We start from the raw sequence: 26,699 nt of genomic DNA, 5'->3' as shown, positions 1-26,699 counted from the left end.
TCAGCTCCCTCGGTAGGTCGAGTAGGAGAACGGGCTCAGCAGCACCGGCACGTGGTGGTGCCGGGCGCCGTCGACGACGCGGAAGGACACCGTGACCTCCGGGAAGAACGCGTCCGGGCCGAGGTAGGCGCCGGTGTCGAACACCAGCCGGTAGACGCCGGGCTCCAGCGCGTCGGGGCCGAGATCACGGATGCGGCCGTCGTCGTCGGTGTGGCCCCGCGCGATCTCCACGCCGCCGGACTCCAGCCGCACCGCGATGCCCGCGGCCGGTTTGCCCGCGGCGGTGTCCAGAACGTGAGTGGTCACCAGGCTCACGCCGTCACCGCCTTGCCCAGCCGCAGCACGGCGATCTTCACCAGTTCCCGCCCGGCGACGGCCAGTTCCGTGGCCGGGTCGTTGGTCATCCGCTCGCGCAGGTTCGCCAGCAGCTCCTCGCCGCTCCGGCCGCTCGCGCACACCAGGAACACGTGCCCGAAGCGCTCTTCGTACTCGACGTTCGCGGCGCGGAACTTCGCGGCCCCGTCGTCGTCCACACCGGACTGTTCGGCGCGGGACCAGCCGGCAGCCGATCTGTCGCCGATCCGGGGATGGGCTTCGATGGCGCGGCGGATCTCGTCCTCGGTGAGGGTGAGGCGCGCGGCGGCGGTCAGCGCCGCGAGATCGGGGTAGGGCCGCCCGGCCAGCACCGTGTCCACCCAGCGCGGCACATCCAGGCAGGCGACAAGGAGCTCCCGGACGTCGGTGGTGTTGAAGTCGGCGAGGGTGACAGTCACGGGTTCCACTCCGATCGACACTGGTGGGTGGACGTTACGTTCGTGTTCGAGCACCGTCAACATTTTGTTGAGATCAGGGCTCGCGGTTGAGATAGTTGTAGACCGTGAAGCGGGTTACGCCGAGCGCCTCGGCCACGGTGGGCGCGGCTTTTCGCATGGCGAAAGCGCCGCGTTCCTCCAGCAGGCGCACGGCGTGCTGCTTGCCGGGCCGGTCCAGGTCGGCGAGGCGGGCGCCGAGTTCACGCTCGACGTCGGTGATGAGCCGCCCCAGCGTGGTCGGCGGCTGCGCGGCCGGTTCCCGGGAGGCGGCCGGCGTGGACAGCTGCAGGGTCAGGCGGGTGGCCCCGGCGGCCAGTGCGGCCCTGGCGATCGCCGGAAGCGCGTCGAGCAGGGCGTCGGCGTCGCCACGGGTGGTGGTGCCGAGTGGGCCGAAGTCCACGGACAGGCCCGCGTGTTCGGCGGCTTTGCGGGCTTCGACGGCGTGCCTCGGCGGTTCGCCCTCGCCGCGGAACGGTTCGGTGGTGAACTCGGCTTCCAGCTCCACGTCCGCACGGTAACCGGGAACACGAAGCAGGCGAAAGGAGGCGCCGGGTGGAGATGGCCTTCCGCGCGCGGCGCGCGATCACGGAGGCGGGCACCGGTGCGTACTCGGTGGGTGTCGACGCGGGGCGGATCGTCGCGGTCGAAGCAGGGTTGTCGCTGTCCGCGGATCGGGTGATCGAGCTGGGTGAGGACGTCGTCCTGATGCCCGGTCTCGTCGACACGCACGTGCACGTCAACGATCCCGGCCGCAGCGAATGGGAGGGTTTCGGGACCGCGACGCGTGCGGCGGCCGCGGGCGGGGTGACGACGCTCGTCGACATGCCGCTCAACAGCCTGCCGCCGACCGTCGACCCGGACGCGCTGGAGGTGAAACGTAAGGCCGCGCGGGGCCGGGTGCACGTCGACGTCGGGTTCTGGGGCGGCGCGATCCCCGGCAACGGCGAGGCTTTGCCCGCGCTGCACGAGGCCGGGGTGTTCGGGTTCAAGTGCTTCCTGCTGCACTCCGGCGTCGACGAGTTCCCGCCGCTCGACGACGCCGAACTGGAGGCCGACCTGCGGATTCTCGCCGGGCTGGGTGCGCTGATGATCGTGCACGCCGAGGACGCCTCGACGGTCGAGGGCGCCCCCCGGCCGCACGGCTCGCGCTACGCGGGCTTCCTGGCTTCGCGACCCCGCGAGGCGGAGAACCGGGCGATCGCGCGGGTCATCGAGCTGGCCCGGCGCACGGGGGCGCGTGCGCACATCCTGCACCTGTCCTCGTCGGATGCGCTGCCGCTGATCTCGCGGGCGCGGGCCGAGGGGGTGGCGCTGACGGTCGAGACGTGCCCGCACTACCTGAGTTTCACCGCGGAGGAAATCCGTGACGGCGCGACGCAGTTCAAGTGCTGTCCGCCGATCCGCGAGTCCGCCAACCGGGAGCTGTTGTGGCAGGGGCTGGCCGATGGCGTGATCGACTGCGTGGTCAGCGACCACTCGCCGTGCACGCCCGAGCTGAAACGCCTGGACAGCGGTGATTTCGGCGAGGCGTGGGGCGGGATCGCCGGTCTGCAGGTCGGGTTGCCCGCGGTGTGGACAGGCGCGGCCCGGCGCGGGTACGCACTGGAGGACGTGGTGCGCTGGATGGCGCGGCGCCCGGCCGAGTTGGCGGGGATGACGCGCAAGGGCCGTATCGCGGTGGGGCGCGACGCCGATTTCTGCGTGTTCGCGCCGGGGGAGGAGTTCGTCGTGGACGTCGCGAACCTGCGTCACCGCAACGCCGTGAGCGCCTACCACGGCAGTCCGTTGACCGGTGTGGTGCGGCAGACGTGGTTGCGGGGCAGGAAAGTCAGCGGAACCGATCCGCGGGGTGAGTTGCTGAATCGAGGTCAGTGTTGAGCGAGAACCGTCCGCAGTGGACCCACGAGCCGGATCTGGCGCTGCGGCGCGTCGGCGGGAGCGTGGTGTGGGCCAACGACGAGCTCTTCGCCGAGCGGGAGAACCTGATCAAGCCGGGGCCGGCGCAGTTCCAGCCGTGGAGCTTCGGGCACAAGGGGCAGATCTACGACGGCTGGGAGACGCGGCGACGCCGTTCGGAAGGCTGTGACCAGGCCGTCGTGCGCCTCGGCCTGCCGGGCGTGGTGTCCGGGGTCGTGGTCGACACGGCCTTCTTCACGGGCAACTACCCACCGTTCGCGTCGGTGGAGGGGCTGTCCGTCGACGGCTATCCCTCGCCGGAGGAGCTGGCCGCGCTGGAGTGGACCCAGCTGGTGCCCAAATCGCCGCTCAACGGTGACTCCGAGAACTTCTTCGAGGTCGCTTCCCAGCGGCGGTGGACGCATGTGCGCCTGACGATTCACCCGGACGGCGGGGTCGCGCGTTTCCGGGTGCACGGCACCCCGGTGGCCGATCCGCGCTGGCTGGATCCGGCCTCGCTCGACCTGGCCGCACTGGAGAACGGCGCCCGGATCACCGACTGCTCGAACATGTTCTACTCGTCGCCGAGCAATCTGATCTCCCCGGGTTTCGCCGCGGTGATGGGCGAGGGCTGGGAAACCGCCCGCCGCCGCGACGACGGCAACGACTGGGTGACGGTGCGCCTGGCTGGCGCCGGAATCCCGCGCCTGGCCGAGCTGGACACCACCCACTTCAAGGGCAACGCCCCGGGCTGGGCCTGTCTGACGGGCCGCCGGGGCGACGGCGAGTGGTTCGAGGTGCTGCCCCGCACCCGCCTGCAACCGGACACCCGCCACCGCTTCCTGGTCCCGGAACCCCGCGAGCTGACCGACCTGCGCCTGGACATCTACCCCGACGGCGGCATGGCCAGGCTGCGCCTGTGGGGCGCCCTCACGGACGACGGCCGCACCACACTGCACCGCCGCTTCACCGACAGCACCTGACCCCGTCCACCGCGATCACGCCGTGACTCGCTCGGGAGCGTGGGACTCGCGCATCAGGTGATCGTCGTGGATTCGCCGGGGTCCAGCATGTGCAGGCGGTCGCTCAGGCCCGCGCCCGCGAAGGCTTTGCGCACCTCGTCCGGTCCCTCGCTGAAATGGCCCCAGCCGCGGGTGTGCACGGGCACGATCGCGCGCGCCCGCAGGATGGTGGCGGCTTCGGCGGCGTCCTCGCTGGTCAGGGTCAGTGGGGCGCCGTCGAAGAGCGAGGTGCGGGCGGCGCCGGCGAAGAGCACCGCGAGGTCCAGCTTGCGCAACCGCCGGGAGATGTCGCGCACCACGTCGAGCGAGGCGTTGTCGCCGCTGATGTACACGGTGGGCAGGTCCTTGCCGGTCAGTACGAAACCGATGACCTCGCCCACCAGCTCCTCACCGCCCTTCGGACCGTGCTGGGCGGGCACGGCCGTGACCGCGACCGGCCCGATGTGCAGCTGGTGCCACGGCGGCAGCCCCTGCGCCGTGCCGCCCAGACGCTGCGCGCCGCTCGGTGTGGTCAGCGTCAGCAGGGCTTCCCCGACGTAACGTTGCCCGTCCGGGTCCAGGTTGTCGGCGTGCTGGTCGTGCGACAGCAGCACCGCGTCGACCGGGCCGATCTCGTCCGCGGACAGGCCGGGGCCCTCGGTCTTCGTCAACGGGCGCCCTGGCGTCGTTTCGTGCACGCCTGCCGGGCTGAACGTCGGATCGGTCAGGAACCGCTTGCCCGCGACTTCGAGCAGCACCGTCGGACCGCCGACGAATGTCACGCGCACTCCGTCTGCCATGACCACCACCACTCACCTCCACCCGGGAACTTCCCGCCACACCACCGAGTCTGACACGACGAGCCGTCTCCGGTGGAGGGTGAGTTGCGCCGAATCGCCTTCCCGAGGCGAAATCAGGGCCTCAGGCGCCGCCGTGAGGAGATCACGCCAGTGTTGAACCCGGCCAGGTGCAGTCCGCCGGCGAAGCGCGCGTGCTCGATCTTCACGCACCGGTTCATCACCACGTCCAGCCCGGCCCGGCTCGCCCGTTCCGCGACCGGTTCGTGCCACAGGCCCAGCTGCAGCCACAGCGTCCGCGCGCCCGCCTTGACCACTTCTTCGGCGACATCGGGCAGGTCGGCGTGCTTGCGGAACACGCTGACCAGGTCCAGTTCGCCGGGCACGTCCGCCAGCGACGGGTACACCGGATGGCCCAGCAGCGTGGACAGCCGCGGGTTGACGAGGTTGACCTGGTATTCGCTGGAGGACAACAGGTACGTCGCGACGAAGTAGCTCGGCCGCGCCGGGTTGTCGGACGCGCCGACGATCGTCACCGACTTCGTCCGCGACAGCAGCGCGAGCCGGTCCCGTGCGGACGGTGGTGTCCAGGAAAGGGACGATTCGGACCTAACGGCTCCAGCGGGCACAGTGGTTTCCAGGCTCATGCGCTTTTCACCGCCGCCGTCAGCGCCTGGTCGAGGTCCCACAGGATGTCCTCGACGTCCTCCAGCCCGACCGACAGCCGGATCAGGTCCGGCCCGACGCCGCCCGCCTTCAACTGCTCGTCCGAAAGCTGCTGGTGGGTCGTGGAAGCGGGGTGGATGACCAGCGTGCGGGCGTCGCCGACGTTGGCGAGGTGCGACAACAACTCGACCGATTCGACGAACTTCTCCCCGGCCGCGCGGCCGCCCTTGACACCGAACGAGAACACCGCGCCCGGCCCGAGTGGCAGGTACTTCTTCGCCAGGCCGTGGTGCCGGTGCGCGGGCAGTCCGGCGTAGCCGACCCACGCCACGCGGTCGTCGGCGTCCAGGAACTCCGCGACGGTCTGGGCGTTGGCGAGGTGCGCGTCCATCCGCTGCGGCAACGTCTCCACGCCCTGGAGCAGCAGGAACGCCGAATGCGGCGACAACACGGCGCCGATGTCGCGCAGCTGCTCGGCCCGCAGGCGCGTGCAGAAGGCGTACTCGCCGAAGTTCTCCCAGTACTTGAGACCGCCGTAGCTGGGCACGACCTCGGTCATGCGCGGGAACTTCCCGTTGCCCCAGTCGAACTTCCCCGACTCGACGACGATTCCGCCCAGCGTCGTGCCGTGGCCGCCGAGGAACTTCGTCGCCGAATGCAGCACGATGTCCGCGCCGTGCTCGATCGGACGGCACAGGTACGGCGTCGCGAGCGTCGCGTCGACCACGAGCGGGATCCCGTGACTGTGCGCGAGATCGGCGAGTCCGGCGAGGTCGGCGATACCGCCACTCGGGTTGCCGATGACCTCGGTGAAGATCAGCCGGGTGCGCTCGGTGATCGCGGCGGCGTAATCGTCGAGGTTGTCGCCCGGCACGAACGTCGTCTCGACGCCGAAGCGGTTGAGCGTCCCGGACAGCTGCGTGACCGTACCGCCGTAGAGCCCGCTGGCCGACACGATGTGGTCGCCCGACTCGGCCAGCGCCGAGAACGTGAGGAACTCCGCCGCCTGGCCGCTGCTGGTGGCGACACCGCCGATGCCGCCCTCCAGGCTGGCGATGCGCTCCTCGAACGCCGCCACCGTCGGATTGCCGATCCGGCTGTAGACGTTGCCGTACTTCTGCAACGCGAACAGGTTGGCCGCGTCGGCGGCGTCCTCGAAGACGAAACTCGTGGTCTGGTAGATCGGCACGGCACGTGCCCCGGTGACCGGATCGGGTGTCCCGCCGGCGTGCAGGGCGCGCGTCCGGAAGCCCCAGCTGCGCTCACTCACCCGCCCGACGCTACCCGGCCGTCCGCGCGGCGGGCCAGCGCTCCCAGATGACGGCCCACGCGGTAGGCCCGCACGATCGCCGACCCCAGAGTCGCCCCGCCGCCGGGGTAGGAGTCGCGGAACAAGGTCGCCGCGCAGTTGCCCGCCGCGTACAGGCCGGGGATCGGCGCGCCGTCGTGGTCGATGACCCGGCCGTCGCCGTTGGTCGCGAGGCCGCCTGCCGTGCCGAGTACGCCCGCGTGGATCGGCACCGCGAAGAACGGCGCCCGTTCGAGTGGGGCGAGACACGGGTTGGGGGTGATCGCCGGATCGCCGAGGTGGCGGTCCTGCGGGCTCGCGCCGCGGCCGAACAGGGGATCCTCGCCCCGGCGCGCGCCCGCGTTGAACTCCTCGACCGTCGACACGAGAGCTGGACCGATCGCTTCGGCCAGCGCATCCAGCGAATCGGCCTGGAGCATCCAGTCCTGCGGTGTGGTGAACCCGGCGACGGGGTAGCGGTCCAGGTAGGCGCGGTCGAACACGAGGAACGCGCGGGAGCCGATCGCGCCGAACGCGCGGTTGAGGTCGTGGTAGTTGACCGCCTCGTTCACGAACCGGCGCCCGCCAGGGTCGACCGTGATCGATCCGGGCAGTGTCATCTCGACGTTGCCCATGCGGCCGGACGGCTGACCGTCGTAGCGCGCGGTGGGCGGGGTGAGCACCGGCACGCCCCACACCGCCGTCATCTCGGCGACCGCCGCGCCCGCCCGCAGGCCGAGCACCAGGCCCTCGCCGGTGTTGCCGGGCGCGCTGATCGGCGTGACCGGGTAGGGCAGGAACGCGTCCCGCAACGCCGGGTTCCACTCGAACCCGCCCGAGGCCAGTACCACGGCCGGGGCGTGGATTTCCCGGCCCGCCTGCACGATCCAGCCGGGTTCGAGGCCGGTCACCGGTGTCGACGCGGCGACCTCGACGCCCCGGTCGAGCGCGGCGACCAGCAGCCGCCCGACCAGTGCCCCGCCCATGGTGCGAATGCCCTCGGACGCCCGTCGCGCGAGCAGGTCCGGGTCGGCCGGTGCGCCGGCCAGTGCGTCCCGCTCGGCCATCGTGATCAGCGGAAAGTAGGTCGGCGGGCGCAGCAGCTCCGCCAGTCCCGGCCACGGGCGCGGGTCGAACGGCTCCTGGTCCAGCCCGCGCCCGCGGGCCGCCCCGGGCCATTCCGGGTGGTAGTCGGGCCGGGCGAGCGCACGCATGCGGACTCCGGCGCCGGTGAGGAACCGGACCGCGGCCGGGGCGTCGGCGACGTAGGCCGCGATGTTCCCGGCGCTCATCCGGCCGGTACCGAGGTACGCCCGTGCGGATTCCGCGGAGTCGGGGAACCCGGCCGCGGCCATGACGTGGTTGCCCGGCGCCCAGATCACCCCGCCGCCGACGGCGGACGTGCCGCCCAGCCGCGCGGCCTTTTCCAGGACCAGCACGGAAAGCCCGGCGTCGGCGGCGGCCACCGCCGCGGTCAGCCCGGCCGCGCCGCTGCCCACGACCACCACGTCGTAGCGGTCCCGCGGCCGCGAAGTCAGCACGACACCTCCACGGCGACCTTCCCGACGAGTTCGTTCCGCGACCGCAGCAGCGGGAACGCGTCCCCGACCCGCGCGAACGGCACGCGATGGGTCACCAGGGCTTCCGCCGCCTCGGGATGAGCGTCGAGCAGTTCGAGGGCCTCGCCCAGGCGCCGCTGACTGTTGCGGCTGCCCAGCAGGTCGATGTCCTTGACCGGCACGGTGCGCATCGACACCGTGACCGGCCGGTCCGAGATCCCGACGAGCACGACCCGGCCCGCGGTGGCGACGACGTCGACGGCCGTGGTGAAGGCGGCGGGCGCCCCGGTCGCCTCGATGACCAGTGAGGGCTCGACGGTCAGCTCACCCGGATCGACCCCCGCCACGGCCCCGAACCGGCGCGCGAACGCGGCCCGCTCCGGCGCGGTGTCGGCCGCGATGACCTCCACCCCGAGCGAGGTCAGGTGCAGGGTCGCGAGCAGGCCGATCGGACCGCATCCGAGCACCAGGGCCCGCTCGCCCCGCACCGGGCGGCCACGCAGCACCGCTTGCATCGCGATGCTCGCGGGTTCGGCGAGCGCCGCGATCCCGGTCGGCATCCCGTCCGGGATCCGGTGCAGGTCGGTCACCGGGACGGCGATCAGCTCGGCGAGCGCGCCGTCGGTGTAGCAGCCGAGGCACGAGGAGTCGCGGCAGGCGTTGACCCGGCCGATGCCGCAGGCGTAGCACTCGCCGCAGAACCGCATGGGGGAGACGGCGACCCGGTCACCGGGCGCGAACCCGGGCGCGCTCGCCACGATCCCGGCGATCTCGTGCCCCTGCACGATCGGCAGTTCGGTCGCGTAGTCGTCCTCCCAGATGTGCAGGTCGGTGCCGCACAGGGTGACGGTGTGGACGCGGACGAGCGCTTCGCCGGGCGCCGGTTCCGGGTCGGGAGCGTCCTGGATCTCGACGCGTTCGCGGGCGAGGGTGCGGGCGACCTTCACTTGAGACCGCCGAAGACGACGGTCCACTCGCGCACGGTCCGCTCGGCGATCAGTCCCTCGCGGCGGAAGGGATCCCCGTCCAGCAGCGCGGCGACCTCGTCCGCCGAAGAGCCTTCGAGGATCAGGAGCGCTCCGCCGTCCACCGGGCCGGAGACCCGCAGGCGCCCGGACTCGTGCAGTCCGGCGAGGAAGTCCTTGTGCTCCGGGCGGACCGTGTCGCGCGCCGTCTCCGTGTCGTCGCCGTAGGTGTAGTGCACCGCGAAAGTAGCCATGCAAGCAGCGTGCGCCGCCGGGACTGTGCGAGTCCAATACATGGTTCGGCAGACATTGTGTGTCGATCGCACTTTATCCGGGCGTGGGCAGCACTTCCGCGGCGACGTCGAGCAGGGCGCGGACGGCGTCGGTGAGCCGGTCGGGGTGCCACAACAGCGCGCTGCGCAGCAGGGGCGGCGAACCGGACAGCGGTACCCACACCGCGCCGGCCGGCATGATCGACCGCAGGCAGGTCGGCGCCAGCGAGACGCCGAGACCGGCCGCGACCAGCGACATCACGACGTAGGGGTCCTTGACCTCCTGCGCGAGGCGCGGCCGGAAGCCCGCAGTGTGGCAGGCGGTGAGGATGACCGTGCGCAGCGCGGACTGGCCGGGCATCAGGACCCAGTCCTCGGCGGCCAGTTCGTCCAGGGTGATCCTGGTGGACCGGGCCAGCCGGTGGTCGCTGGGCAGGGCGGCGCCCAGCGGTTCGACGGTGACGACGCGGGTGGGCAGCGAGCCCGGCGCGGGCAGTCCGACGAACGCGATGTCGAGCGTGCCGTGCTCGATCAGGCCGACGGCGTCTTCCGTGGTGACCCGGTCGACGAGCTGCAGCGCGATGTTCGGGTGGCGGGTACGCAGGGTGCGGGTCAACGGCGGGAGGGTGAGGTGGTTGAGCGCGCCGGAGAAGCCGAGCCGCACGCGCCCGTAGACCTCGCCCGGTCCGGCGCTGGTGGCGCGCAGGGCCAGGTCGGTCTCGGCGACGATCCGCCGGGCGTGCGGGAGGAACCCGTGCCCGGCGGAGGTCAGGGTGACCGCGCGGGTGGTGCGGTCGAACAGCGGTGTCCCGACGTGCTTTTCCAGCTTCTTGATCGTCTGGGACAGCGGCGACTGCGCCATGTGCAGGCGTTCGGCCGCGCGTCCGAAGTGGAGTTCTTCGGCGACCGCGAGGAACGCCTCGATCCAGCGCATCTCCATCGTCAGTAGCTCGCCCGGCCGCCGCTGGCGTCGTAGACCGCGCCGGTCGAGAAGCTGACCTGCTCGGAGCACAGCCACGCGACGAGCTCGGCGATCTCCTCGGCTTTCCCGAAACGGCCCATCGGCGTGAGCGCCTGCGACCGGGCGAGCACGGCCGGGTCGGTGTGGGCGTTCATCGGCGTCTCGACCGCGGCGGGCGCCACGGTGTTGACGAGCACGCCGGTGGTGGCCAGCTCCTTGCCGAGCGATTTGGTGAGCCCGACGACCGCCGCCTTCGACGCGGAATACGCGCTCTGCGTGGGATTCCCGTCCTTGGCGGCGATGCTGGCCATGGTGACGATACGGCCCCAGCCGTTGCGCACCATGCCCGGCGCGACGGCGCGGCAGAGGAGGAACGTGCCGTCCACGTTGACGCGAAACGTGTTCTGCCACTCGTCGAGCCCGGTCTCGGTGAGCGCCTTCGCGGGGCCGACGATGCCCGCGCTGTGCACGAGAATGCCGACCGTGCCGAGTTCTTCGACGAGCGCCCCGACGGCCTCCGGATCGGTGACGTCGAGTTTCTCGTCAGCGCCCGTGGCGAGATCGGCGGTGACGACCCGGACGCCGTCGGCGCGGAGTTTCGTCGCGACGGCGGCGCCGATGCCGCTGGCGCCACCGGTCACGAGGGCGAGGACGCCGTCGGGGTAGCTCATGCCTTGCCTCCCGCGTTGAGGGTCTCGATCAGGAAACCGAGGAACGGCACCGTGTCGTAGTAGGCGTAGCGGATTTCGCCGCCGCGCATGGACTCGCCTTCCTGGTACGTCTCCACGCCGCGCGCGTGCAGGTCGTCGCGCGCGGCGGCGTGGCTGTCGACGTCGAAGCGGATGTGGTGCAGACCTTCGCCGCGCTCGTCGAGGAAGTCCTGCCACACGTTGCCCGGACTGCGCGGCGCGAGGAATTCCAGCTCGATCCCGCCGACGTCGTAGAGCATGACCCCCACCGTCGCGTCGATCTCGGTGCCGCGGTAGGTGGTGCGTCGGTAGGTGTTTTCGACCCGGGTGTGCGGTTCGGCCCCGAGCACGCGGCGCATTCCGGCCGCGGCGGCGTCCAGGTCGCGCACGACGATGCCGATCTGGTCGATCCTGTTCAGCGGGCTCATGCCGCCACCTCCGTTTCGATACCGGCCAGATCGCGCGCGGCGATCCAGCCGAAGGTCATGGCGGGCCCGAGGTTGATGCCGCCCGCCGGGTAGTGACCGCCCATGACGCTGGCCTGGTCGTTGCCCGCGGCGTACAGGCCGGGGATCGGCGTGTCCCGTGCGTCGACCACCCGGGCGCGCGCGTCGGTGGCCAGTCCGGCGAACGTGCCGAAGCTGCCGGGCACGATGCGCACCGCGTAGAACGGGCCCTTCTCCAGCGGCGCGAGCGACGGATTCGGCGTCACCGTCTGGTCGCCGCCGTAACGGTTGAACGGCGAACGGCCGCGACCGAACGCGGGGTCCTCGCCGCGGCGGGCGCCCTCGTTGAACTCCTCGACCGTCGCGACCAGGCCGTCCGGGTCGATGCCGCACTCGCGGGCCAGCTCCGCCAGTGTCCGGCCCCGTTTCAGGTAACCACTGCGCAGGTACGGGAACAGCGGGACCGGCAACGGCTTCGCCATACCCAGCGGGTACCGGCGCACGAACCGCGCGTCGGCGATCTGCCAGGACTGCGCGGTCTCCCCGTGCGGCGTCGCGGCCAGCAACGCGGAAACGTAGTCGTAGTAGCCGTTCGCCTCGTTCACGAACCGGCGCCCGGAGCGCAGTACGCCGATGCTGCCGGGCTTCGCGCGGTCCATGATGTGCGGGAACACGCCGGTGCGCCCGCCCAGGTAGGGCACCAGCGACACCGGGCACCACGCCGCCGGCGAGGCCACGTCGGTCCGCAGCCGCCCGCCGGCCTGCTCGGCCAGCGAAATCCCGGCCCCGTCCGCGGTCTCCGGCGCCAGCGTCCAGTGCGTCTCGCCGTGCGGGAACAGCTCCGCACGTCGCCGCGCGTCCCGGGGGAAGCCACCCGCCGCGAGCACCACGCCACGACGAGCGGTCAACCGCACCGGACCGTCCGAAGTGGACGCCTCCACGCCGGTGACCCGCCCGTCCTCGCGGATCAGTTCGGTGACCGGCGCCGACACGCGGATGTCCACGCCGAGGTCCAGCGCCGACCGCAGCAGCCGTCCGACCAGTGCGGTCCCGTTGACCAGCTGCATTCCCCGCCGCTTCGTGACCAGGTCGAAGAGGTGCCGGGTGACTCGCCGCGAGGCGTGCAGGAGACCGCGCACGTTCCCGCGCGACGCGGCGAGGAACCCGGCCAGATCCGGCCCCGCCATCACGCCCAGCCCCAGGAACGACGTCTCATACAGCTGCCTGCGCAGGAGCCGGGCCACGTCGTCGCCGAGCCGCCGCAGGTCGGCGGGTTCCGGTCCGACCGAGCGGTGCCCGGTTCCGGCTCCGGGCAGGTCGCCGTAGATGTCGCAGATCTTCGCGCCCGGCACGAACGTCAGCGCGGTGCGCTCGTGGAAGAACCGCACCATCTCCGGCGCGGCGGCGAGGAACGCGTCGACCCGTTCCGGTTCGTAGTCGTCGCCGAGCGCCGCGCGCAGGTAGCGGCGGAACTCATCGGTGTCCTCGCGGACGCCGTCGGCGTGTGCCAGCGGGTTGCCGGGTGCCCACATCCAGCCGCCCGACCACGCCGTCGCGCCGCCGCAGATCGCCGCGCGTTCGAGGACGGCGACCCGCAGACCGTGGTGGGCGGCGGTCACCGCGGCGGCCAGCCCACCCGCCCCGGAACCGACGACGACCACGTCGTACTCCTGCTGTTTTCGGGTGGTCACGACGTTGTTCCTCCCTGACGTCCCGGGCGGACTGTGTTCTCCGCGCACCAGGACTATGTAAGAATGACGATAAAATCGCTGGTCAACTGTGCTGTCAGCTGACTATAAGTGGAACCTGTCGCGGCGCAAGCCCTCTCGTTTCGGAGGACCCATGGAGATCCGGTGGCTCGAAGCGTTCGTCGCCGTCGCCGAGGAGCTGCACTTCGGCCGCGCCGCCGCGCGCCTGCGGCTGGCCCAGTCGCCGCTGTCCCAGACCATTCGCAAGCTGGAGAAAGAGCTGGGCACCACGCTGTTCGACCGCAGCACCCGCAGTGTCGCGCTCACCCCCGCCGGGCACGCGTTCCTGCCGCACGCGCACCGCGTGTTCGAGGAGCTGGAACTGGGCCGCCAGGCCACCCGTGCCACGTCCGGAGTGGTGTACGGCACGGTCTCGATCGGGTTCTCCGGCGCCCTCAACCACCTGACCCTGCCGCCGCTGACCCGCGCGGTCCGGCAGCGCTACCCCGAGGTGCAGCTGTCGCTGACCGGGCGCGTGATGACGCGGGACGGTGTCGAGCAGCTCGAACAGGGCGGCCTGGACATCGCCTTCGTCGGCCTGCCGATCGACCCGTCCCCGGTCCGCACCCGGCTCATCGGCCGTGAACCGCTCGGCGCGGCGCTGCCGATCGACCATCCGCTCGCCCGCGAGCCGGAGATCGACCTCGCCGACCTCGCCGGCGAGGGTTTCATCACCACCCCGGCGGCCACCGGCTCGGCCCTGCAGGAGCTGGCGATGCAAGCCTGCGTCAAGGCCGGGTTCCGGCCGCGGGTGGTCCAGGAGATCACCGACCCGTTCATGATCCTGACGCTGGTCTCGGCAGGTGTCGGCGTCGCGCTGATGTCCTCCGGGGTCGCCGGGATCATGCCGTCCGCCGCGGTGTTCGTGCCGCTGCGCGGGGAACCGACCTACATGGACCACGCGCTGGCGTGGATGGATGACAACCACTCGCCGGTGCTCCGGGCCGTACTCGATCTCGCCGAGGAGGTCCTGCCGACTCCGGAGCGCTGATTAAGCTTCTCGTGCACATTGTGTAAGCAAAACCAAGTATTGGACGAGACATAGTCGTGCCTGCGATCCTCGTCGGCAACCCCACCGTCGACGACGCCGGATCGAAAGGAGGCGCCATGTCGAGCGCCCCGCACCCGGGCGGTCCCCGCAACGATCCCCGGAAAGCCGCGCTTTCCGGGTTCCTCGGGAGCACCCTCGAGTACTACGACTTCTTCATCTACGGTTCGGCCGCCGCGCTCGTGTTCGGCAAGGTCTTCTTCCCCGACGCGGGCGCCACCGGTGCCCTGCTGTCGATCGCCACGCTCGGCGTCGCCTACGTCGCCCGGCCGCTCGGCGCGATCCTCTTCGGGCACTTCGGTGACCGGCTGGGCCGCCGCAACGCGCTGATGGCGACGCTGCTGATGATGGGCACCTCGACGTTCCTGATCGGCTGTCTGCCCTCGTACGACTCGATCGGTATCGCCGCGCCGATCCTGCTGGTCGCGCTGCGGCTGCTGCAGGGTCTCTCCGCGGGCGGTGAATCGCCCGGCGCCAGCTCGCTGACCGTCGAGCACGCCCCCGACCGGCGTCGCGCGTTCTTCACCAGCTTCACCATGAGCGGCATCATGTTCGGGATCGTCGTGTCCAGCATCGTCTTCATCCCGATCACGGCACTGCCCGACGACCAGTTGTTCTCGTGGGGCTGGCGGATCCCGTTCTGGCTGAGCATCGCCGTCACCGCGATCGCCTACTTCCTGCGCCGTTCGCTGCAGGAACCGGAGGTGTTCGCCGAGCTGCGGGACAGCGCCGAAACCGCGAAGGCGCCGGTCGTCGAGCTGTTCCGCGACCACTGGCTGACCGTGGTGCGCATCGCCGTCTGCGCGAGCTTCGCCATGGTCAACACGATCGTCAACGTCTTCGCGCTCGCCTACGCCACCGAGGTCGAGGGCGTCTCGAAACCGACCATGCTCGCCGTGATCTCGGTCGCGAACGCCGTCGCCGTCCTCACCCAGCCCGTGTACGGGATCATCGCCGACCGCATCGGCCGCAAACCGGTGTTCGTCGCCGGGCTGATCGGGGTCGGGGTGATGGTGTTCGTGTTCTTCCACGCCATCAGCACCGGCAACGTCCCGTGGATCTTCGGCTCCGCCGTGCTGTTGATCGGTTTCTGCTACGCCGCGCCCAACGGGGTCTACCCGGCCTACTTCCCGGAGCAGTTCCCGGCCCGCGTCCGCTACAGCGGGATGGCGATCGGCCTGATGGTCGGCCTGCTCGCCGCCGGGTTCACCCCGACCTTCGCCACGGCGCTGACCTCGGGCGACACCGCGAACTGGACTCCGGTGGCGTGGATGTGCGCCGCGTTCGTGGTGGCCTCCGCGCTCGCCGCGCTGACCGGACCGGAAACCTTCCGCGTCCCGACCGCCCGGCTGGGCGAGCGTGAGTCCACAGTGGAAACCCCGGCGGCCGAGGCGGTGCACCGGTGACCGAGGTGCTGCGGGCGGGCGTGGTCGGCTGCGGCAACGTCGCGGGCAACCACGCCGCGGCCTACCGCGACCTGCCGGGCGTCGAACTGGTGGCGTGCAGCGACGTCGCCCCTGACCGCGCGGCCCGGTTCGCCGGGCGGTACGCCGCGGCCGCTTCCGCACCGGACGAGCTGTTCGACCTGGGCCTGGACGTGGTCAGCGTCTGCACGCCGCACCCCACGCACGAAGCCGTCGTCACCCAGGCCGCGGCACACGGCGTGCACGTGCTGTGCGAGAAGCCGATCGCGATCGACCTCGGCGCCGCCGCCCGGATGGTGGCCGCCTGCGAGACGGCGGGCGTGACGCTCGGAGTGCTGTTCCAGCGCCGGTTCTGGCCCGCCGCGCAACGGATCCGCGCCGCGATCGACGACGGCACCCTGGGCGAACCGATCCTCGGCCACGCCTCGGTGCTGCTGCACCGCGACACGTCCTACTACACGGCCGACGCCTGGCGCGGCACGTGGGCGACCGACGGCGGCGGCGTCCTGATGACCCAGGCCGTGCACAACATCGACCTGCTGCAGTGGTTCGTCAGCGACGCCGTCGAGGTGGGCGCCGCGCACGCGACGGTCAAGCACGGCGCCGCGATCGAGGTCGAGGACACCGCGGTCGCGACCTTGCGGTTCGCCTCGGGCGCACTGGCCACACTCACCGCGTCGACCGCGTTGACGCCCGGCCTCGGCACGCGCGTGCAGGTCACCGGTCGGACCGGCGCGACCGCGGGCCTGGCCGAGTACCCGGAGGGCAGCGAGGCGCGCATCGACGTCTGGGCCGTTCCCGGCGCGGAAGCCGTCGCGTCGCCGTTCGGGCCCGGCCTGTCCGCGGACCTCCCGCTGACGGAGATCAACGGCAGTCTCGCGCCCTTCCACGCACTGCAGATCGCCGAATTCATCGACGCGGTGCGCAACGGCCGCGACCCCGCCGTCACCGGACGGGAAGCCGCGAAGTCGCTCGCGATCCTCACCGCGCTGTACACCTCGGCCCGCTCCGGCCGCCCGGAACCGGTCCCGGCCCTGAACGAGGAGATCACCGTATGACGCCCATCGGGCTCGCCCACCTGACGTTGCTCCAGCTCAGCCCGCCCGAACTCGTCAGCACCGCGGCCGCGGCCGGGTACGACTTCGTCGGCGTCCGCGTGCGGGCGGCGACGGCGGGGGAGCGGCAGTACCCGATGACGGCCGGATCGCCGATGTCGTGCGAGACCCGGCGCCGCCTCGACGACACCGGTGTGCGGGTGCGTGACATCGAGTTCCTGGCGCTCGGCCCGGACACCGGTCCCGGCGACTGGCAGCCCGCACTCGACGCCGGGGCCGCGCTCGGTGCGTCGACGATCAGCGTCACCGGCGCCGACCCGGACTCCAGCCGCCTGACCGACACGCTGGCCGCGTTGACGGCGGACGCGCTGGCCGTCGGGATCCGCCCGACGCTCGAACCGATCAGCTACCAGCCGGTGTGCACGGTGGCCGAAGCCGGTGCGATCGCGTCCGCCGCGAGTGCCGCCGTGCTGCTCGACGCCCTGCACGTCCAGCGCGGCGGCAGCACGCTCGACGACGTGCGGGCACTGGATCCGGACCTCGTGCCGGTGCTGCAACTGTGCGACGGACCGCTGGCCGCACCCGCGCGGCTGGACCTGCCCGGCGAGCTGCCGCTGGGCATGACCGCCGACGGTTCGGTGCTGCAGGTCGAGGCCCGCGTGCAGCGGCAGCTGCCCGGCGAGGGCGAGTTCCCGCTGGCCGGGCTGATCGCAGCCGCTCCCGCCGGGACGCCGCTGAGCGTCGAGGTGCCGCACGCGTCGCTGCTGGCGAGCCTCGGGCCGCTGGAGTTCGCGCGACGCAACCTGGAGTGCGTTCGGGCGCTGGTGAACGCGCATGTCTGAGGTCCTCGTCCGGCACCGGGTCGCCCTGGTCGGCGCGGCCATCGGCGGCTCGCTCTCGCCCGCGTTGCACGAGCGGGAGGCCGCCGCGCTGGGCCTCGACTACACCTACCGGCTGCTCGACCTGGACCGGCTCCCGCCGGGATGGACGCTGCGGGACGCGGACGGCCTGACCGGCTTCAACGTGACGCATCCGGTGAAACAGGCGGTGATCCCGCAGCTCGACGACCTGTCCCCGGACGCGCGGGCGCTCGGCGCGGTCAACACCGTCACCGTCGAAGGCGGACGGCTGGTCGGGCACAACACCGACCACAGTGGATTCCTCGACGGACTGCGGCACGGCCTTCCGGACGTTCCGCTCGGCCGGATCGTGGTGGTCGGCGCCGGGGGAGCGGGGTCGGCCGTCGCCTACGCGCTGGCCAACGCCGGAGCGGCGGTGACAGTCGTCGATCCCGACGCCTCGCGCGTGGCGGCGCTGGTGTCCCGGCTTGGTGTTTCCGGTGCTGCCGCCGTCGATGTGGCGGACGCCGACGGCGTGGTGAACGCGTCGCCGATCGGCATGACCGGGCATCGCGGAGTGCCGTTCGACCCGGATCTGCTGCAGGCCCGGCACTGGGTGGCCGACGTGGTGTACCGGCCGCTGGAAACGGCCCTGCTGACCGCGGCGCGCGCGAAGGGCTGCCGGGTCCTCGACGGCGGCGCGATGCTCGTCGCCCAGGCCGCCAGGACGCTCGCCGTGCTCACCGGCGCCACCCCCGATCTCGACCGCATGCGAGGGCACCTGGACGTCCTCGCGGGAAGGACAACCGATGCGTGACGACTGGGACCACTCGGTCGATCTGCTGGTACTCGGCACCGGCGCGGCCGGCCTGGGCGCGGCGGTGGTCGGCGCCCAGGAAGGGTTGTCGGTGCTGGCGCTGGAGAAGACCGAATGGCTCGGCGGCACCACGGCGTACTCCGCGGGCACCTGCTGGATCCCCGGCCACCGCTACCAGGCCGATCCGGCGGCGGACGCGGCCGCCGCGAGCGGGTACCTGGACGCGCTGGTGGGCGAGCGCGCGCCGCGCGAGCTGCGTCAGGCGTACCTGGCGGCGGGCCCGGTGATGCTCGACTACCTCGACCGGATCGGCGTCGGGTTCTGGCACTCCAAGACCGTCGTCGACTACCACCCGGAGATCCCCGGTTCCGGAGTCGGGCGGGCGCTGGAGCCGCGCACCTTCGACGGGCGCAAGCTCGGCAGGGCCCGGTTCGGACGGGTGCGGCGGCCGGTGCCGGAGTTCGCGTTGTTCCGCGGCACGTTGATGGTGCGGCGCCCGGAGGTCAACCAGCTGCTCACGATCTTCGACGGTTCGGTGCGCGGGATGGCCCTCGCGCTGCGGCTCGGCGTGCGCTGGGCTTTCGACCGGTTGCGGTACCCGCGCGGTACCCGGCTGGCGATGGGCAACGCACTGGTCGCGAACCTCTACCACCAGCTGCTGCGGCGATCCGGCGACGTCTGGTTCACGGCGCGCACCACGGAGCTGGTCACCGATGCCGACGGGCGGGTCACCGGCGCGGTGGTGTCGGCTCGTGGCCGGACGGTGCGGATCGAGGCCCGGCGCGGTGTCGTGCTGGCCGCTGGAGGGTTCTCCGCCAGCCCCGAGCTGCGCGCCGAGCACCTGCCGCGGCCGACCGCGCAGTTCACGCGCGCGGGCGAAGGCGCCACGGGGGACAGCATCGCGCTGGCGTCGGCGGTCGGCGGCGCTCTGGGCGAACCGCGTGACGACAACGCATTGTGGTTCCCCAGCTCCATCGGCCGCCGCCGGGACGGGTCGACCGCGGTGTTCCCGCACATCTGGGACCGCGCCAAGCCCGGCATCGTCGCGGTCAACGCGGACGGCCGCCGGTTCGTCGACGAATCCGTGTCGTACCACCGGTTCACGCGCGCGATGTACGACTCGCACAAGTCGGTGCCGACGATCCCGGCGTGGCTCGTGGTCGACTCGCGAACCCTGGCCGAGTACGGGCTCGGGATGATCTACCCGCACCTGCCGCGGGTGCTGCTGAAGCGGCACCTCGCTTCGGGATACCTGCACACGGGTTCTTCGGTGCGGGAGCTGGCTTCGTCGATCGGCGTTGATCCCGCCGGGCTGGAGCAGACGGTCGCCGACGCCAACCGCTTTGCTCGCACCGGGGTTGATTCCGAGTTCGGGAAAGGGACGAGCCCGTTCGGGCATCAGTACGGCGACCCCGCGCACACGCCGAACGTCAACCTGGGACCGATCTCGAAGGCCCCGTTCTACGCGATCGCCGTGGTGCCCACCCCGCTGGCGACCGCGCTCGGCCTGCGCACGGACGTGTCCGCGCAGGTGCTGCGCGCATCGGGCGAGCCGGTCGGTGGGTTGTACGCGTGCGGCAACGACGCCAACTCGATCATGGCCTCGGAGTATCCCGGCGCCGGATGCCAGGTCGGAGCGGGCCTGACGTTCGGCTACCTCGCCGCCCGCCACGCCGCCCACTCCTGAGCCCGTGGGACACGCCCACGCGAGTCCCACGTTCCGGCGGGTGAGTTCTGCGTTCGGGGCGCTACGCGGGTTTTGCGCTGGGCGCGGCTGGGGGCGCCGGGCTTCGCTTCGCTACGCCCGGGCCGTGGGCGCTGGCGCGCCCCGGCGTCCGCCCTCCCGAACCCGTTCTTTCAGTGTTCGGTTGCCGAGGGGGCTGGGGATCGGGCTGCGGGAGAGGTGTGGTTCGGGTGGTGGGGCGCGTTTCGTTGCCGGGTGGCGGTTTCGCGTGTGCGTGGCGTGCGAGTTCTGCGTTCCCGGCCGCGAGTTCCACGTTCCCGTGCGCGAAGTCTGCGCTCGGATCACTTTTTGCTGGACAGCAGCGCGAGCCCATGCTCATCAGGACCAGGGCCGCCGGGTCCAGGCGCTCGTCCAGTTCGCCCGCCTCCTGGCGGCGCCGCGCCAGCTCCACCTCCTGGCGCAGGCGGGCGTCGCGCTCGGGGTCGTCCTCTCCGGTGTCCGCGAGGCCGTCCCAGGCGAGCAGCCGCCCGCCGAGCGCGGGGTCCACGCTGGCCTTCACGTAACCACGGATCAGCTCCGCGAAGTCCATGTTCTCCGGGAACTCCGCGGCCTCGCGGGCCCGCCACCGTCGCCCGATCTCGCGGTAGAGCCCCTCCTTACTGTCAAAACAGTAGGCGATGAGCTGCTGGTTCACCCCGGCCCGCCGCGCGATTTCGGAGACCCGCGCGCCCGCGAAGCCCTTCGCGGAGAACTCGGCCACGGCGGCGTCGACGATGCGGCCCTTGGTGCGTTCGGCGTCGCGCTGCCGTTCCTCCGGGGCAGGGGCCCGCCGCTTCGTCGTGATGCGCTCATCCTGCCATTCAGCCCAGTCAGCCGAACGCCATGCGCAGGCGGTGGGCACGGTCGGCGGGAGTCTGGCGTGGACAGCTGACGCATTTTTCCGCACCGCCGGTCCGGTATATCAGGCAGCACGAAGCCCGCCGCACCACGGGCGCCGACGCCGTTTCCACGAACCGCGGCCGGGGCAGGTGATCGCCGACGGCCTCGACGACCGGCCCGGCCAGCGCCACGCCCCGCGCCGGGTCTCCCGCGGCTTTTCCCGCCCACAGCAGGACGTTCGCGATCGAATCCGTCGCGATGGCGCACAACGAACGCGTTCCGGCTCCGCTGACCTCCGCCACCGCGGCGATCCCGGCGTCCAGCGAACCGGCCAGCGCCTTGCCGATCGCGTCGACGTCGGAGCCGAGCGGCCGTGACGACCGGCCGTCGATGACCCGTCCGTCGCCGAGCACGTCCAGCGTCACCGCCTCCAGCGACGGGTCCATCGCCCGCCCGGTGCCGACCAGCGAGTCGAGCGCGGGCGTCACCAGCACCGCGGACACCGAGTACCACCAGATGGTCCCGATCACGACCGGACCACCGCCGCCGTACAGCACCGCGGCGCGCTGCAGCTGCCCACGCAGCCATTGCCGGTCGGTGATCGCGGTCGCGGGCACGGCCGTCATACGGTCCTCCGGTACTCCGACAACGAGAACGCGAACGTCACCTCGGCGGGCTCGGTGACCTCCGGCAGCGCGGCCAGGCGCGCCGGGTGGTGCCCGGTGGGTCCCATCAGGACGGCGTTGCGGACGTCGTCCGGTTTCAACGTCACCCGTTCCCGCAACGCGTTCCGTGAGACCAGTTCGAAATGATCCGACAACGCGGCATCGAGACGTTCTTCCTTGCGCGAATCCACTTCCAGAACCGGCGCCACCGACGCCAGTTCCGCCAGATGCCCCCGTTCGGGCGATACGACGAGCAACGTCCCACCCGGCCGCAGCACCCGCCGGAACTCCGCGCCGTTACGCGGCGCGAACACGTTCAGCACCACCGAAGCCGCCTCGGAGGCGACCGGCCAGTGCTCCCACAGGTTCCACACGACCGCGCCCAGCCGCGGGTGCGCCTTCGCCGCGCGGCGCAGTGCCAGAGCGGACACGTCCAGCGCCAGCCCGGCCGCGCCGGGAAGCCGGTCCAGCACCCCCGCGAGGTAGTAGCCGGTGCCCGCGCCCGCGTCCACCACCAGTCCGTCCGCATGGGCAGTGACCTGCGCGATCGCGTCCCGCAGGCCCGCGTAGTGCCCGGCCGCCAGGAACGCCACACGCGCCGCGACCATTTCCGCGGTGTCCGCCGTCCCCGCCGCGACCCCGGCGTGTAGGAGGTTCACGTACCCCTGCTTCGCCAGGTCGAACGAATGTCGTGACGGGCAGCGCAGCGAGCGGCCGTCCAAGCCGAACGGAGCCGAGCAGAGCGGGCACCGCAACGCCGCGACGACGGCGTCGGGCAGCGTGGCGGGCCTGGTCATGCCCCCCATCTCATCACACCACCGGGGTGACCGACGGTGACCGGCGACGGGGAGTATCCGACGACGACGTTTCGCAGTCGGACATCACTTCCCTGATCTCGCGAAACGTGCTCGTAACAAGAGCCGCGGAACAGTTCACGACGGGGAAACGTCGGAAGCGTCCCGGTGAAACACGGGAATCGAAAACTCCCGGTCAATATCTCGGTACGGGAGGACGATGTGCTGAACGCAGGAGACACCGCATGGGTGTTGGCCAGCGCCGCGCTGGTCATGCTCATGACACCAGGGTTGGCGTTCTTCTACGGCGGCATGGTCCGCGTGAAGAGCGTCCTGAACATGCTCATGATGAACTTCATCTGCCTGGCGATCGTCGCCGTGCTGTGGACCCTCTACGGGTTCACGATGGCCTTCGGCGACGACGCGTTCAGCGGCCTGCTCGGCAGCTTCAGCCACGCGGGCATGGCTGACACCTGGGGCCAGCTGGTCGGTTTCGCCACCGCGGCCACCGACACGACGCCGGAGATCCCATGGCCGGGCGGCGACGGCATCCCGATGCTCGTGTTCGCCATGTTCCAGCTCATGTTCGCCATCATCACCCCGGCGCTGATCTCGGGTGCGATCGCCGACCGCGCGAAGTTCTGGGGCTGGGCTGCCTTCGTCGTCATCTGGGTGACGATCGTGTACTTCCCCGTCGCGCACTGGGTGTTCGCCTTCGACGGCTTCATGGGCCCGGATTCGGTCGGCGGCTGGATCGCCAACCAGCTCAAGGCGCTCGACTTCGCGGGCGGTACCGCCGTGCACATCAACGCCGGTGCGGCGGGCCTGGCGCTCGCCCTCGTCCTCGGCAAGCGCCGTGGCTGGCCGCGCGACGCGGGCCGCCCGCACAACGTGCCGTTCGTCCTGCTGGGTGCCGGCCTGCTGTGGTTCGGCTGGTACGGCTTCAACGCCGGTTCCGCGCTGAGCGCCGGTGACCTCGCCGGTGTCGCCTTCACCAACACCACCGTCGCCACCGCGGCCGCCGTACTGGGCTGGCTGATCGTCGAGCAGCTGCGTTTCGGCAAGCCGACCACTCTGGGGGCGGCCTCCGGCGCCATCGCCGGTCTGGTCGCCATCACCCCGGCGGCGGGTTTCGTGACGCCGCTCGGCTCGATCGCGATCGGTGTCATCGCCGGCGCCGTGTGCGCCCTCGCGGTGAGCCTCAAGTACAAGCTCGGTTACGACGACTCGCTCGACGTGGTCGGCGTCCACCTCGTGGGTGGTCTGGTCGGCACGCTGCTGATCGGTTTCTTCGGCACCACCAGCGTCAACTCCGCCGGTGCCGACGGTCTGTTCTACGGCGGCGGTTTCGAGCAGCTGGGCAAGCAGGCCGCGGCGGCCGCGGTCGTGATGGTGTACTCGTTCGTCCTGACCTTCGTCATCGGCGGCATCATCAAGGTCGCGGGCGGGTTCCGGGTCAGCAAGGAGGACGAGGTCACCGGCATCGACGAGGCGCAGCACGCGGAGAGCGCGTACGACTTCGTGGGTGGCAGCATCGGCGGCCACAGCGGTTCGGCCCCCGCTGGAGTCCCGTCGAAGGACGGGGCGGCACTGGAAGGAAGCAAGGCATGAAGCTGATCACCGCGATCGTCAAGCCGTTCACGCTGGACGACATCCGTGCCGCCCTGGAGCAGCTGGGCACGCTCGGTATGACCGTCAGCGAGGTCCAGGGCTACGGCCGCCAGAAGGGCCACACCGAGGTCTACCGCGGCGCCGAGTACGCCGTCGACTTCGTGGCCAAGCTGCGGGTCGAGGTCCTGACGGACGATTCGAACGTCGAGAAGGTCATCGAGGCCATCGTCAACGCCGCGCACACCGGCAAGATCGGCGACGGCAAGGTCTGGGTGACCCCCGTCGAGACCGTCGTCCGCGTCCGCACCGGCGAACGCGGTACGGACGCGCTGTAGCTCCTGCTCGAAGTGGTTTGCGTTGCGGTGCGGGCTGAGTCCCACACCGCAAGCGGCGCCGCCACTTCGAAACACAACGTAGGGAAGCGGATGGTCGTCGGGGGGGAACTCGCCAAGGCGGCGAACCGGTTGCTGGACGGACGGCACAGTGCGTCCGCACTGCGCGCCGCGCTGGTGGACCTGTACGAGTTCTGGATCGGCAAGGCCGCCGCGGCGGCCGGCGTGGACACCGCGCAACCCGGTGTCGCGCTGGTCGCCGTCGGCGGTCTCGGCCGCCGTGAGCTCGTGCCGTTCTCGGACCTGGACCTGGTCCTGGTCCACAACCAGCACCCGGAAGTCGCCGGAATCGCCGACGCGCTGTGGTACCCGCTGTGGGACGCGCGCATCGGCCTCGACCATTCGGTCCGCACGCCGGGGGAGGCGCTTCAGGTCGCCTCGGAGGACCTGCGGACCGCGATGGGACTGCTCGACGCCCGCCACATCGCCGGTGACGCCGAGCTGACCGGCAGGCTCGCCACGGCGGCGCGCGACCAGTGGCGCCGTACGGCCCGCAAGCGCCTGCCGGAGCTCGCCGAGTCCACCCGCCGACGCTGGCAGCGCAGCGGCGAGATCGCCCAGTCGGCCGAGCCCGACCTCAAGTACGGCCGGGGCGGGCTGCGCGACCTCGGCGTGCTGGGGGCGCTCGCCGCCGCGCAGCTGACCGACCGTCCCGGTGAGGAGCTGCGGGCCGCACGGGAGCTGCTGCTCGATGTCCGCACCGAGATGCGCCGCGAGCTGCGTCGCGACCGCGACGTGATGTCCCCTGTGGACGGTGAGCTGGTCGCGGCCGAACTGGGTTTCGGTGACCGGTTCACGTTGGCGCGCAAGCTCGCCGGTGCGGGCCGGGCGGTCGGCTACGCGGTGGACGTCGCGTTGCGCGCCACCGAGGAGTCCCCACGCGGGCGGTTCGGACGGCGCCCCAGCCGGACCCCGCTGGACGACGGCGTGGTGTTGCACGGCAACGAAGTGGCGCTCGCCCGTGACGCCGTCCCGGCCAAGGATCCCGCGTTGCTGCTGCGCGTCGCCGCGGCGTCCGCGCGAACCCGCGCGCCGATCTCGCACGGCACCCTGCGCGCGCTGGCCGATTCCGCGCCGGAGCTGCGCACGCCGTGGCCCGCCGACGCGCGTGACTCGCTCACCGAGCTGCTGGGCGCCGGCGAAGGCCTGATCGACGCCGTCGAGGCCCTGGACCGCACCGGCCTGTGGGCGCGGCTGTTCCCGGAATGGGGCGCGGTGCGGGATCTGCCGCCGCGCGAGCCGGTGCACTCGTGGACCGTCGACCGGCACCTCGTGCAGACCGCGGTCGAGGCCGCGAAGCTCACCACCACGGTGTCCCGGCCGGATCTGCTGTTGCTGGCCGCGTTGCTGCACGACATCGGGAAGGGCCGCGAAGCCGACCACTCCGAGCTGGGCGCGGCGATCTCGCTGCAGGTCGCCCAGCGGATCGGGCTGCCGGCCGCCGACACCGCGCTCGTGTCGGCGGCGGTGCGGCACCACCTGCTGCTCGCGCACACCGCGACCCGGCGCGACATCGAAGAGCCCGGCACGATCGCGCGCGTCGCCAAGACCATCGACAACGACGTGGTCCTGCTGGAACTCCTGCACGCCCTGACCGAGGCCGACTCGCTGGCCACCGGACCCGGCGTGTGGACCGACTGGAAGGCCGGGCTGGTCGCCAACCTGGTCGGCCGGTGCCGCCAGGTCGTGCAGGGCAACGGGTTCAGCCCGCCCGAACCGCTCGACGCGCGCCGCCGCGAACTGGTGACGGCCGCGGTGGCGGCCGGCCGCAGCGAAGTGCTGATCACCTCCGACGGGAAGGTCGCGACGGTCGTGGTGGCCGCACCGGCCCGCGCGGACCTGCTCGCCCCCGCCGCCGGGGTGCTCGCCCTGCACCTGCTCGAAGTGCACACGGCCGTGCTGCGCGGTCACGACGGCGGACGCGCGGGGATCTTCACCGCCTCGCCGAAGTTCGGATCGCTGCCCGATCCCGCGCTGCTGCGCGAACAGTTCGCGCGGGCGGTCGCCGGCGGGCTCGCGCTGGAGGCGAAGCTCGCGGCGAAGGAACGGGACTACCAGCCGACCCGGGTCGCGGCCGAACCGAAGGTGCTGTGGTTCGACGACGAGACCAGCGGGCCGAACACGGTCGTGCTGGAGCTGCGGGCCACCGACCGGATCGGGCTGCTGTACCGGGTGGCGGGCGCGCTGCAGTCGTGCGGCGCCGAGGTGAAGTGGGCCAAGGTCGCCACGCTCGGCGCGGCCGTCGTCGACTCCTTCGCCGTCTCGCCGCGTGACGGGCGGGTCGACGCGGCGTGGCGGCAGCGGATCGAGCAGGCGGTGCTCGCGGCGGCGTCATGACTCGTTACGGGGTGTCGCCGCGGATTTCTTGATCGGGGCTGGCAGGATGTCGCT

Annotated in this window: 27 protein-coding genes; 11 read left to right on the top strand and 16 right to left on the bottom strand. The window is 71.8% G+C overall.

The genetic code is table 11. The features are described 5' to 3' along the window. From uraH to HNR02_RS01165, 3 genes are all read right to left on the bottom strand, one after another. Positions 1-315: a hydroxyisourate hydrolase gene (gene uraH / locus HNR02_RS01175; RefSeq protein WP_179771378.1), complete on the bottom strand. Its 315-nt coding sequence runs from the start codon at positions 313-315 to the stop codon at positions 1-3. Next, positions 312-773 (bottom strand): 2-oxo-4-hydroxy-4-carboxy-5-ureidoimidazoline decarboxylase, encoded by a 462-nt coding sequence (locus tag HNR02_RS01170; protein ID WP_312860867.1) that lies wholly within the window; start codon positions 771-773, stop codon positions 312-314. Before HNR02_RS01170 ends, uraH begins: the two co-directional genes overlap by 4 nt. Before the next feature lie 73 nt (positions 774-846). Next, a complete protein-coding gene (locus tag HNR02_RS01165) occupies positions 847-1,317 on the bottom strand; it encodes a helix-turn-helix domain-containing protein (RefSeq protein ID WP_179771376.1) in 471 nt (156 codons plus the stop codon). Positions 1,318-1,370: 53 nt separating this feature from the next. Between HNR02_RS01165 and allB the strand changes: the two genes are divergently transcribed. Both allB and alc read left to right on the top strand, forming a co-directional pair. Next, entirely contained in the window at positions 1,371-2,690 is a 1,320-nt protein-coding gene (allB, locus tag HNR02_RS01160; protein ID WP_218903183.1) for an allantoinase AllB, read from the top strand. Beyond that, positions 2,687-3,691 (top strand): allantoicase, encoded by a 1,005-nt coding sequence (gene alc, locus HNR02_RS01155; RefSeq protein WP_218902572.1) that lies wholly within the window; start codon positions 2,687-2,689, stop codon positions 3,689-3,691. Before allB ends, alc begins: the two co-directional genes overlap by 4 nt. Positions 3,692-3,744: 53 nt before the next feature. Here alc and HNR02_RS01150 read toward each other — a convergent pair whose 3' ends face one another. The 10 genes from HNR02_RS01150 to HNR02_RS01105 form a co-directional block, all read right to left on the bottom strand. Continuing rightward, positions 3,745-4,518 (bottom strand): MBL fold metallo-hydrolase, encoded by a 774-nt coding sequence (locus tag HNR02_RS01150; RefSeq protein WP_312860866.1) that lies wholly within the window; start codon positions 4,516-4,518, stop codon positions 3,745-3,747. 104 nt (positions 4,519-4,622) lie between these two features. Beyond that, positions 4,623-5,153 (bottom strand): CoA-binding protein, encoded by a 531-nt coding sequence (locus HNR02_RS01145; protein ID WP_179771372.1) that lies wholly within the window; start codon positions 5,151-5,153, stop codon positions 4,623-4,625. After that, on the bottom strand, positions 5,150-6,442 hold the full coding sequence (locus HNR02_RS01140; RefSeq protein ID WP_179771371.1) for an O-acetylhomoserine aminocarboxypropyltransferase/cysteine synthase family protein: 1,293 nt from the start codon (positions 6,440-6,442) through the stop codon (positions 5,150-5,152). Before HNR02_RS01140 ends, HNR02_RS01145 begins: the two co-directional genes overlap by 4 nt. Further along, positions 6,439-8,001 (bottom strand): FAD-dependent oxidoreductase, encoded by a 1,563-nt coding sequence (locus tag HNR02_RS01135; protein WP_312860865.1) that lies wholly within the window; start codon positions 7,999-8,001, stop codon positions 6,439-6,441. Before HNR02_RS01135 ends, HNR02_RS01140 begins: the two co-directional genes overlap by 4 nt. Further along, a complete protein-coding gene (locus tag HNR02_RS36385) occupies positions 7,995-8,966 on the bottom strand; it encodes an alcohol dehydrogenase catalytic domain-containing protein (protein ID WP_218902570.1) in 972 nt (323 codons plus the stop codon). Before HNR02_RS36385 ends, HNR02_RS01135 begins: the two co-directional genes overlap by 7 nt. After that, the gene (locus tag HNR02_RS01125) at positions 8,963-9,238 is read right to left on the bottom strand and encodes a YciI family protein (protein WP_179771369.1); all 276 of its coding nucleotides are present in this window, start codon (positions 9,236-9,238) and stop codon (positions 8,963-8,965) included. The genes HNR02_RS36385 and HNR02_RS01125 overlap by 4 nt, the downstream gene beginning before the upstream one ends. Before the next feature lie 73 nt (positions 9,239-9,311). Continuing rightward, a complete protein-coding gene (locus HNR02_RS01120; protein ID WP_179771368.1) occupies positions 9,312-10,196 on the bottom strand; it encodes a LysR family transcriptional regulator in 885 nt (294 codons plus the stop codon). A 2-nt stretch (positions 10,197-10,198) separates the two neighbouring features. Next, positions 10,199-10,888 (bottom strand): SDR family NAD(P)-dependent oxidoreductase, encoded by a 690-nt coding sequence (locus HNR02_RS01115; protein ID WP_179771367.1) that lies wholly within the window; start codon positions 10,886-10,888, stop codon positions 10,199-10,201. After that, positions 10,885-11,334, bottom strand: a complete 450-nt coding sequence (locus HNR02_RS01110) for a VOC family protein (protein ID WP_179771366.1) — start codon at positions 11,332-11,334, stop codon at positions 10,885-10,887. Before HNR02_RS01110 ends, HNR02_RS01115 begins: the two co-directional genes overlap by 4 nt. After that, complete coding sequence (locus HNR02_RS01105) at positions 11,331-13,043, bottom strand: FAD-dependent oxidoreductase (protein ID WP_179771365.1); 1,713 nt, start codon at positions 13,041-13,043, stop codon at positions 11,331-11,333. Before HNR02_RS01105 ends, HNR02_RS01110 begins: the two co-directional genes overlap by 4 nt. A 151-nt stretch (positions 13,044-13,194) precedes the next feature. Here HNR02_RS01105 and HNR02_RS01100 point away from each other — a divergent pair, with 151 nt between their 5' ends. From HNR02_RS01100 to HNR02_RS01075, 6 genes are all read left to right on the top strand, one after another. Beyond that, the gene (locus tag HNR02_RS01100) at positions 13,195-14,091 is read left to right on the top strand and encodes a LysR family transcriptional regulator (protein WP_179771364.1); all 897 of its coding nucleotides are present in this window, start codon (positions 13,195-13,197) and stop codon (positions 14,089-14,091) included. A 116-nt stretch (positions 14,092-14,207) separates the two neighbouring features. Next, a complete protein-coding gene (locus HNR02_RS01095) occupies positions 14,208-15,554 on the top strand; it encodes an MFS transporter (RefSeq protein WP_179771363.1) in 1,347 nt (448 codons plus the stop codon). Continuing rightward, entirely contained in the window at positions 15,551-16,630 is a 1,080-nt protein-coding gene (locus HNR02_RS01090) for a Gfo/Idh/MocA family protein (protein ID WP_218902569.1), read from the top strand. The genes HNR02_RS01095 and HNR02_RS01090 overlap by 4 nt, the downstream gene beginning before the upstream one ends. Beyond that, positions 16,627-17,469 (top strand): TIM barrel protein, encoded by an 843-nt coding sequence (locus tag HNR02_RS01085; RefSeq protein WP_179771362.1) that lies wholly within the window; start codon positions 16,627-16,629, stop codon positions 17,467-17,469. The genes HNR02_RS01090 and HNR02_RS01085 overlap by 4 nt, the downstream gene beginning before the upstream one ends. Next, positions 17,462-18,283: a shikimate dehydrogenase gene (locus HNR02_RS01080; protein ID WP_179771361.1), complete on the top strand. Its 822-nt coding sequence runs from the start codon at positions 17,462-17,464 to the stop codon at positions 18,281-18,283. The genes HNR02_RS01085 and HNR02_RS01080 overlap by 8 nt, the downstream gene beginning before the upstream one ends. Beyond that, positions 18,276-19,970, top strand: coding sequence for an FAD-binding protein (locus HNR02_RS01075; protein WP_179771360.1), 1,695 nt, complete (start codon positions 18,276-18,278; stop codon positions 19,968-19,970). The genes HNR02_RS01080 and HNR02_RS01075 overlap by 8 nt, the downstream gene beginning before the upstream one ends. A 61-nt stretch (positions 19,971-20,031) precedes the next feature. Here the strand turns inward: HNR02_RS01075 and HNR02_RS01070 are convergent, their stop codons facing one another. From HNR02_RS01070 to HNR02_RS01060, 3 genes are read right to left on the bottom strand one after another with little or no spacing between them, the layout of a single operon-like run. Further along, a complete protein-coding gene (locus HNR02_RS01070) occupies positions 20,032-20,868 on the bottom strand; it encodes a TetR/AcrR family transcriptional regulator (protein ID WP_179771359.1) in 837 nt (278 codons plus the stop codon). Further along, positions 20,837-21,472 carry a (2Fe-2S)-binding protein gene (locus tag HNR02_RS01065; RefSeq protein ID WP_179771358.1) on the bottom strand — a complete coding sequence of 212 codons (636 nt, stop codon included), beginning with the start codon at positions 21,470-21,472 and terminating at the stop codon, positions 20,837-20,839. Before HNR02_RS01065 ends, HNR02_RS01070 begins: the two co-directional genes overlap by 32 nt. Next, a complete protein-coding gene (locus tag HNR02_RS01060) occupies positions 21,469-22,308 on the bottom strand; it encodes a putative RNA methyltransferase (protein ID WP_179771357.1) in 840 nt (279 codons plus the stop codon). The genes HNR02_RS01065 and HNR02_RS01060 overlap by 4 nt, the downstream gene beginning before the upstream one ends. Before the next feature lie 219 nt (positions 22,309-22,527). Between HNR02_RS01060 and HNR02_RS01055 the strand changes: the two genes are divergently transcribed. The 3 genes from HNR02_RS01055 (at position 22,528) to HNR02_RS01045 (ending at position 26,645) form a co-directional block, all read left to right on the top strand. Next, positions 22,528-23,916: an ammonium transporter gene (locus HNR02_RS01055; RefSeq protein ID WP_179771356.1), complete on the top strand. Its 1,389-nt coding sequence runs from the start codon at positions 22,528-22,530 to the stop codon at positions 23,914-23,916. Next, positions 23,913-24,251 carry a P-II family nitrogen regulator gene (locus HNR02_RS01050; RefSeq protein WP_179771355.1) on the top strand — a complete coding sequence of 113 codons (339 nt, stop codon included), beginning with the start codon at positions 23,913-23,915 and terminating at the stop codon, positions 24,249-24,251. The genes HNR02_RS01055 and HNR02_RS01050 overlap by 4 nt, the downstream gene beginning before the upstream one ends. Positions 24,252-24,341: 90 nt before the next feature. Beyond that, the gene (locus HNR02_RS01045; protein ID WP_179771354.1) at positions 24,342-26,645 is read left to right on the top strand and encodes a [protein-PII] uridylyltransferase; all 2,304 of its coding nucleotides are present in this window, start codon (positions 24,342-24,344) and stop codon (positions 26,643-26,645) included. Positions 26,646-26,699: the final 54 nt, after the last annotated feature.

Source organism: Amycolatopsis endophytica (assembly GCF_013410405.1).
Taxonomy (GTDB): Bacteria; Actinomycetota; Actinomycetes; order Mycobacteriales; family Pseudonocardiaceae; genus Amycolatopsis_E; species Amycolatopsis_E endophytica.
The sequence above is the reverse complement of the archived record's forward strand: the minus strand, read 5'-3'. Positions and strand labels throughout refer to the sequence as shown.

What these genes read in the sequence shown, in the direction of transcription:
- HNR02_RS01145 (WP_179771372.1), bottom strand. Translation starts at nt 5,153, where the DNA reads ATGAGCCTGGAAACCACTGTGCCCGCTGGAGCCGTTAGGTCCGAATCG.
- HNR02_RS01060 (WP_179771357.1), bottom strand. Translation starts at nt 22,308, where the DNA reads ATGACCAGGCCCGCCACGCTGCCCGACGCCGTCGTCGCGGCGTTGCGG.
- HNR02_RS01120 (WP_179771368.1), bottom strand. Translation starts at nt 10,196, where the DNA reads ATGGAGATGCGCTGGATCGAGGCGTTCCTCGCGGTCGCCGAAGAACTC.
- HNR02_RS01075 (WP_179771360.1), top strand. Translation starts at nt 18,276, where the DNA reads ATGCGTGACGACTGGGACCACTCGGTCGATCTGCTGGTACTCGGCACC.
- allB (WP_218903183.1), top strand. Translation starts at nt 1,371, where the DNA reads ATGGCCTTCCGCGCGCGGCGCGCGATCACGGAGGCGGGCACCGGTGCG.
- HNR02_RS01045 (WP_179771354.1), top strand. Translation starts at nt 24,342, where the DNA reads ATGGTCGTCGGGGGGGAACTCGCCAAGGCGGCGAACCGGTTGCTGGAC.
- HNR02_RS01095 (WP_179771363.1), top strand. Translation starts at nt 14,208, where the DNA reads ATGTCGAGCGCCCCGCACCCGGGCGGTCCCCGCAACGATCCCCGGAAA.
- HNR02_RS01050 (WP_179771355.1), top strand. Translation starts at nt 23,913, where the DNA reads ATGAAGCTGATCACCGCGATCGTCAAGCCGTTCACGCTGGACGACATC.
- HNR02_RS01110 (WP_179771366.1), bottom strand. Translation starts at nt 11,334, where the DNA reads ATGAGCCCGCTGAACAGGATCGACCAGATCGGCATCGTCGTGCGCGAC.
- HNR02_RS01065 (WP_179771358.1), bottom strand. Translation starts at nt 21,472, where the DNA reads ATGACGGCCGTGCCCGCGACCGCGATCACCGACCGGCAATGGCTGCGT.
- HNR02_RS01125 (WP_179771369.1), bottom strand. Translation starts at nt 9,238, where the DNA reads ATGGCTACTTTCGCGGTGCACTACACCTACGGCGACGACACGGAGACG.
- HNR02_RS01085 (WP_179771362.1), top strand. Translation starts at nt 16,627, where the DNA reads ATGACGCCCATCGGGCTCGCCCACCTGACGTTGCTCCAGCTCAGCCCG.
- HNR02_RS01100 (WP_179771364.1), top strand. Translation starts at nt 13,195, where the DNA reads ATGGAGATCCGGTGGCTCGAAGCGTTCGTCGCCGTCGCCGAGGAGCTG.
- HNR02_RS01115 (WP_179771367.1), bottom strand. Translation starts at nt 10,888, where the DNA reads ATGAGCTACCCCGACGGCGTCCTCGCCCTCGTGACCGGTGGCGCCAGC.
- HNR02_RS01080 (WP_179771361.1), top strand. Translation starts at nt 17,462, where the DNA reads ATGTCTGAGGTCCTCGTCCGGCACCGGGTCGCCCTGGTCGGCGCGGCC.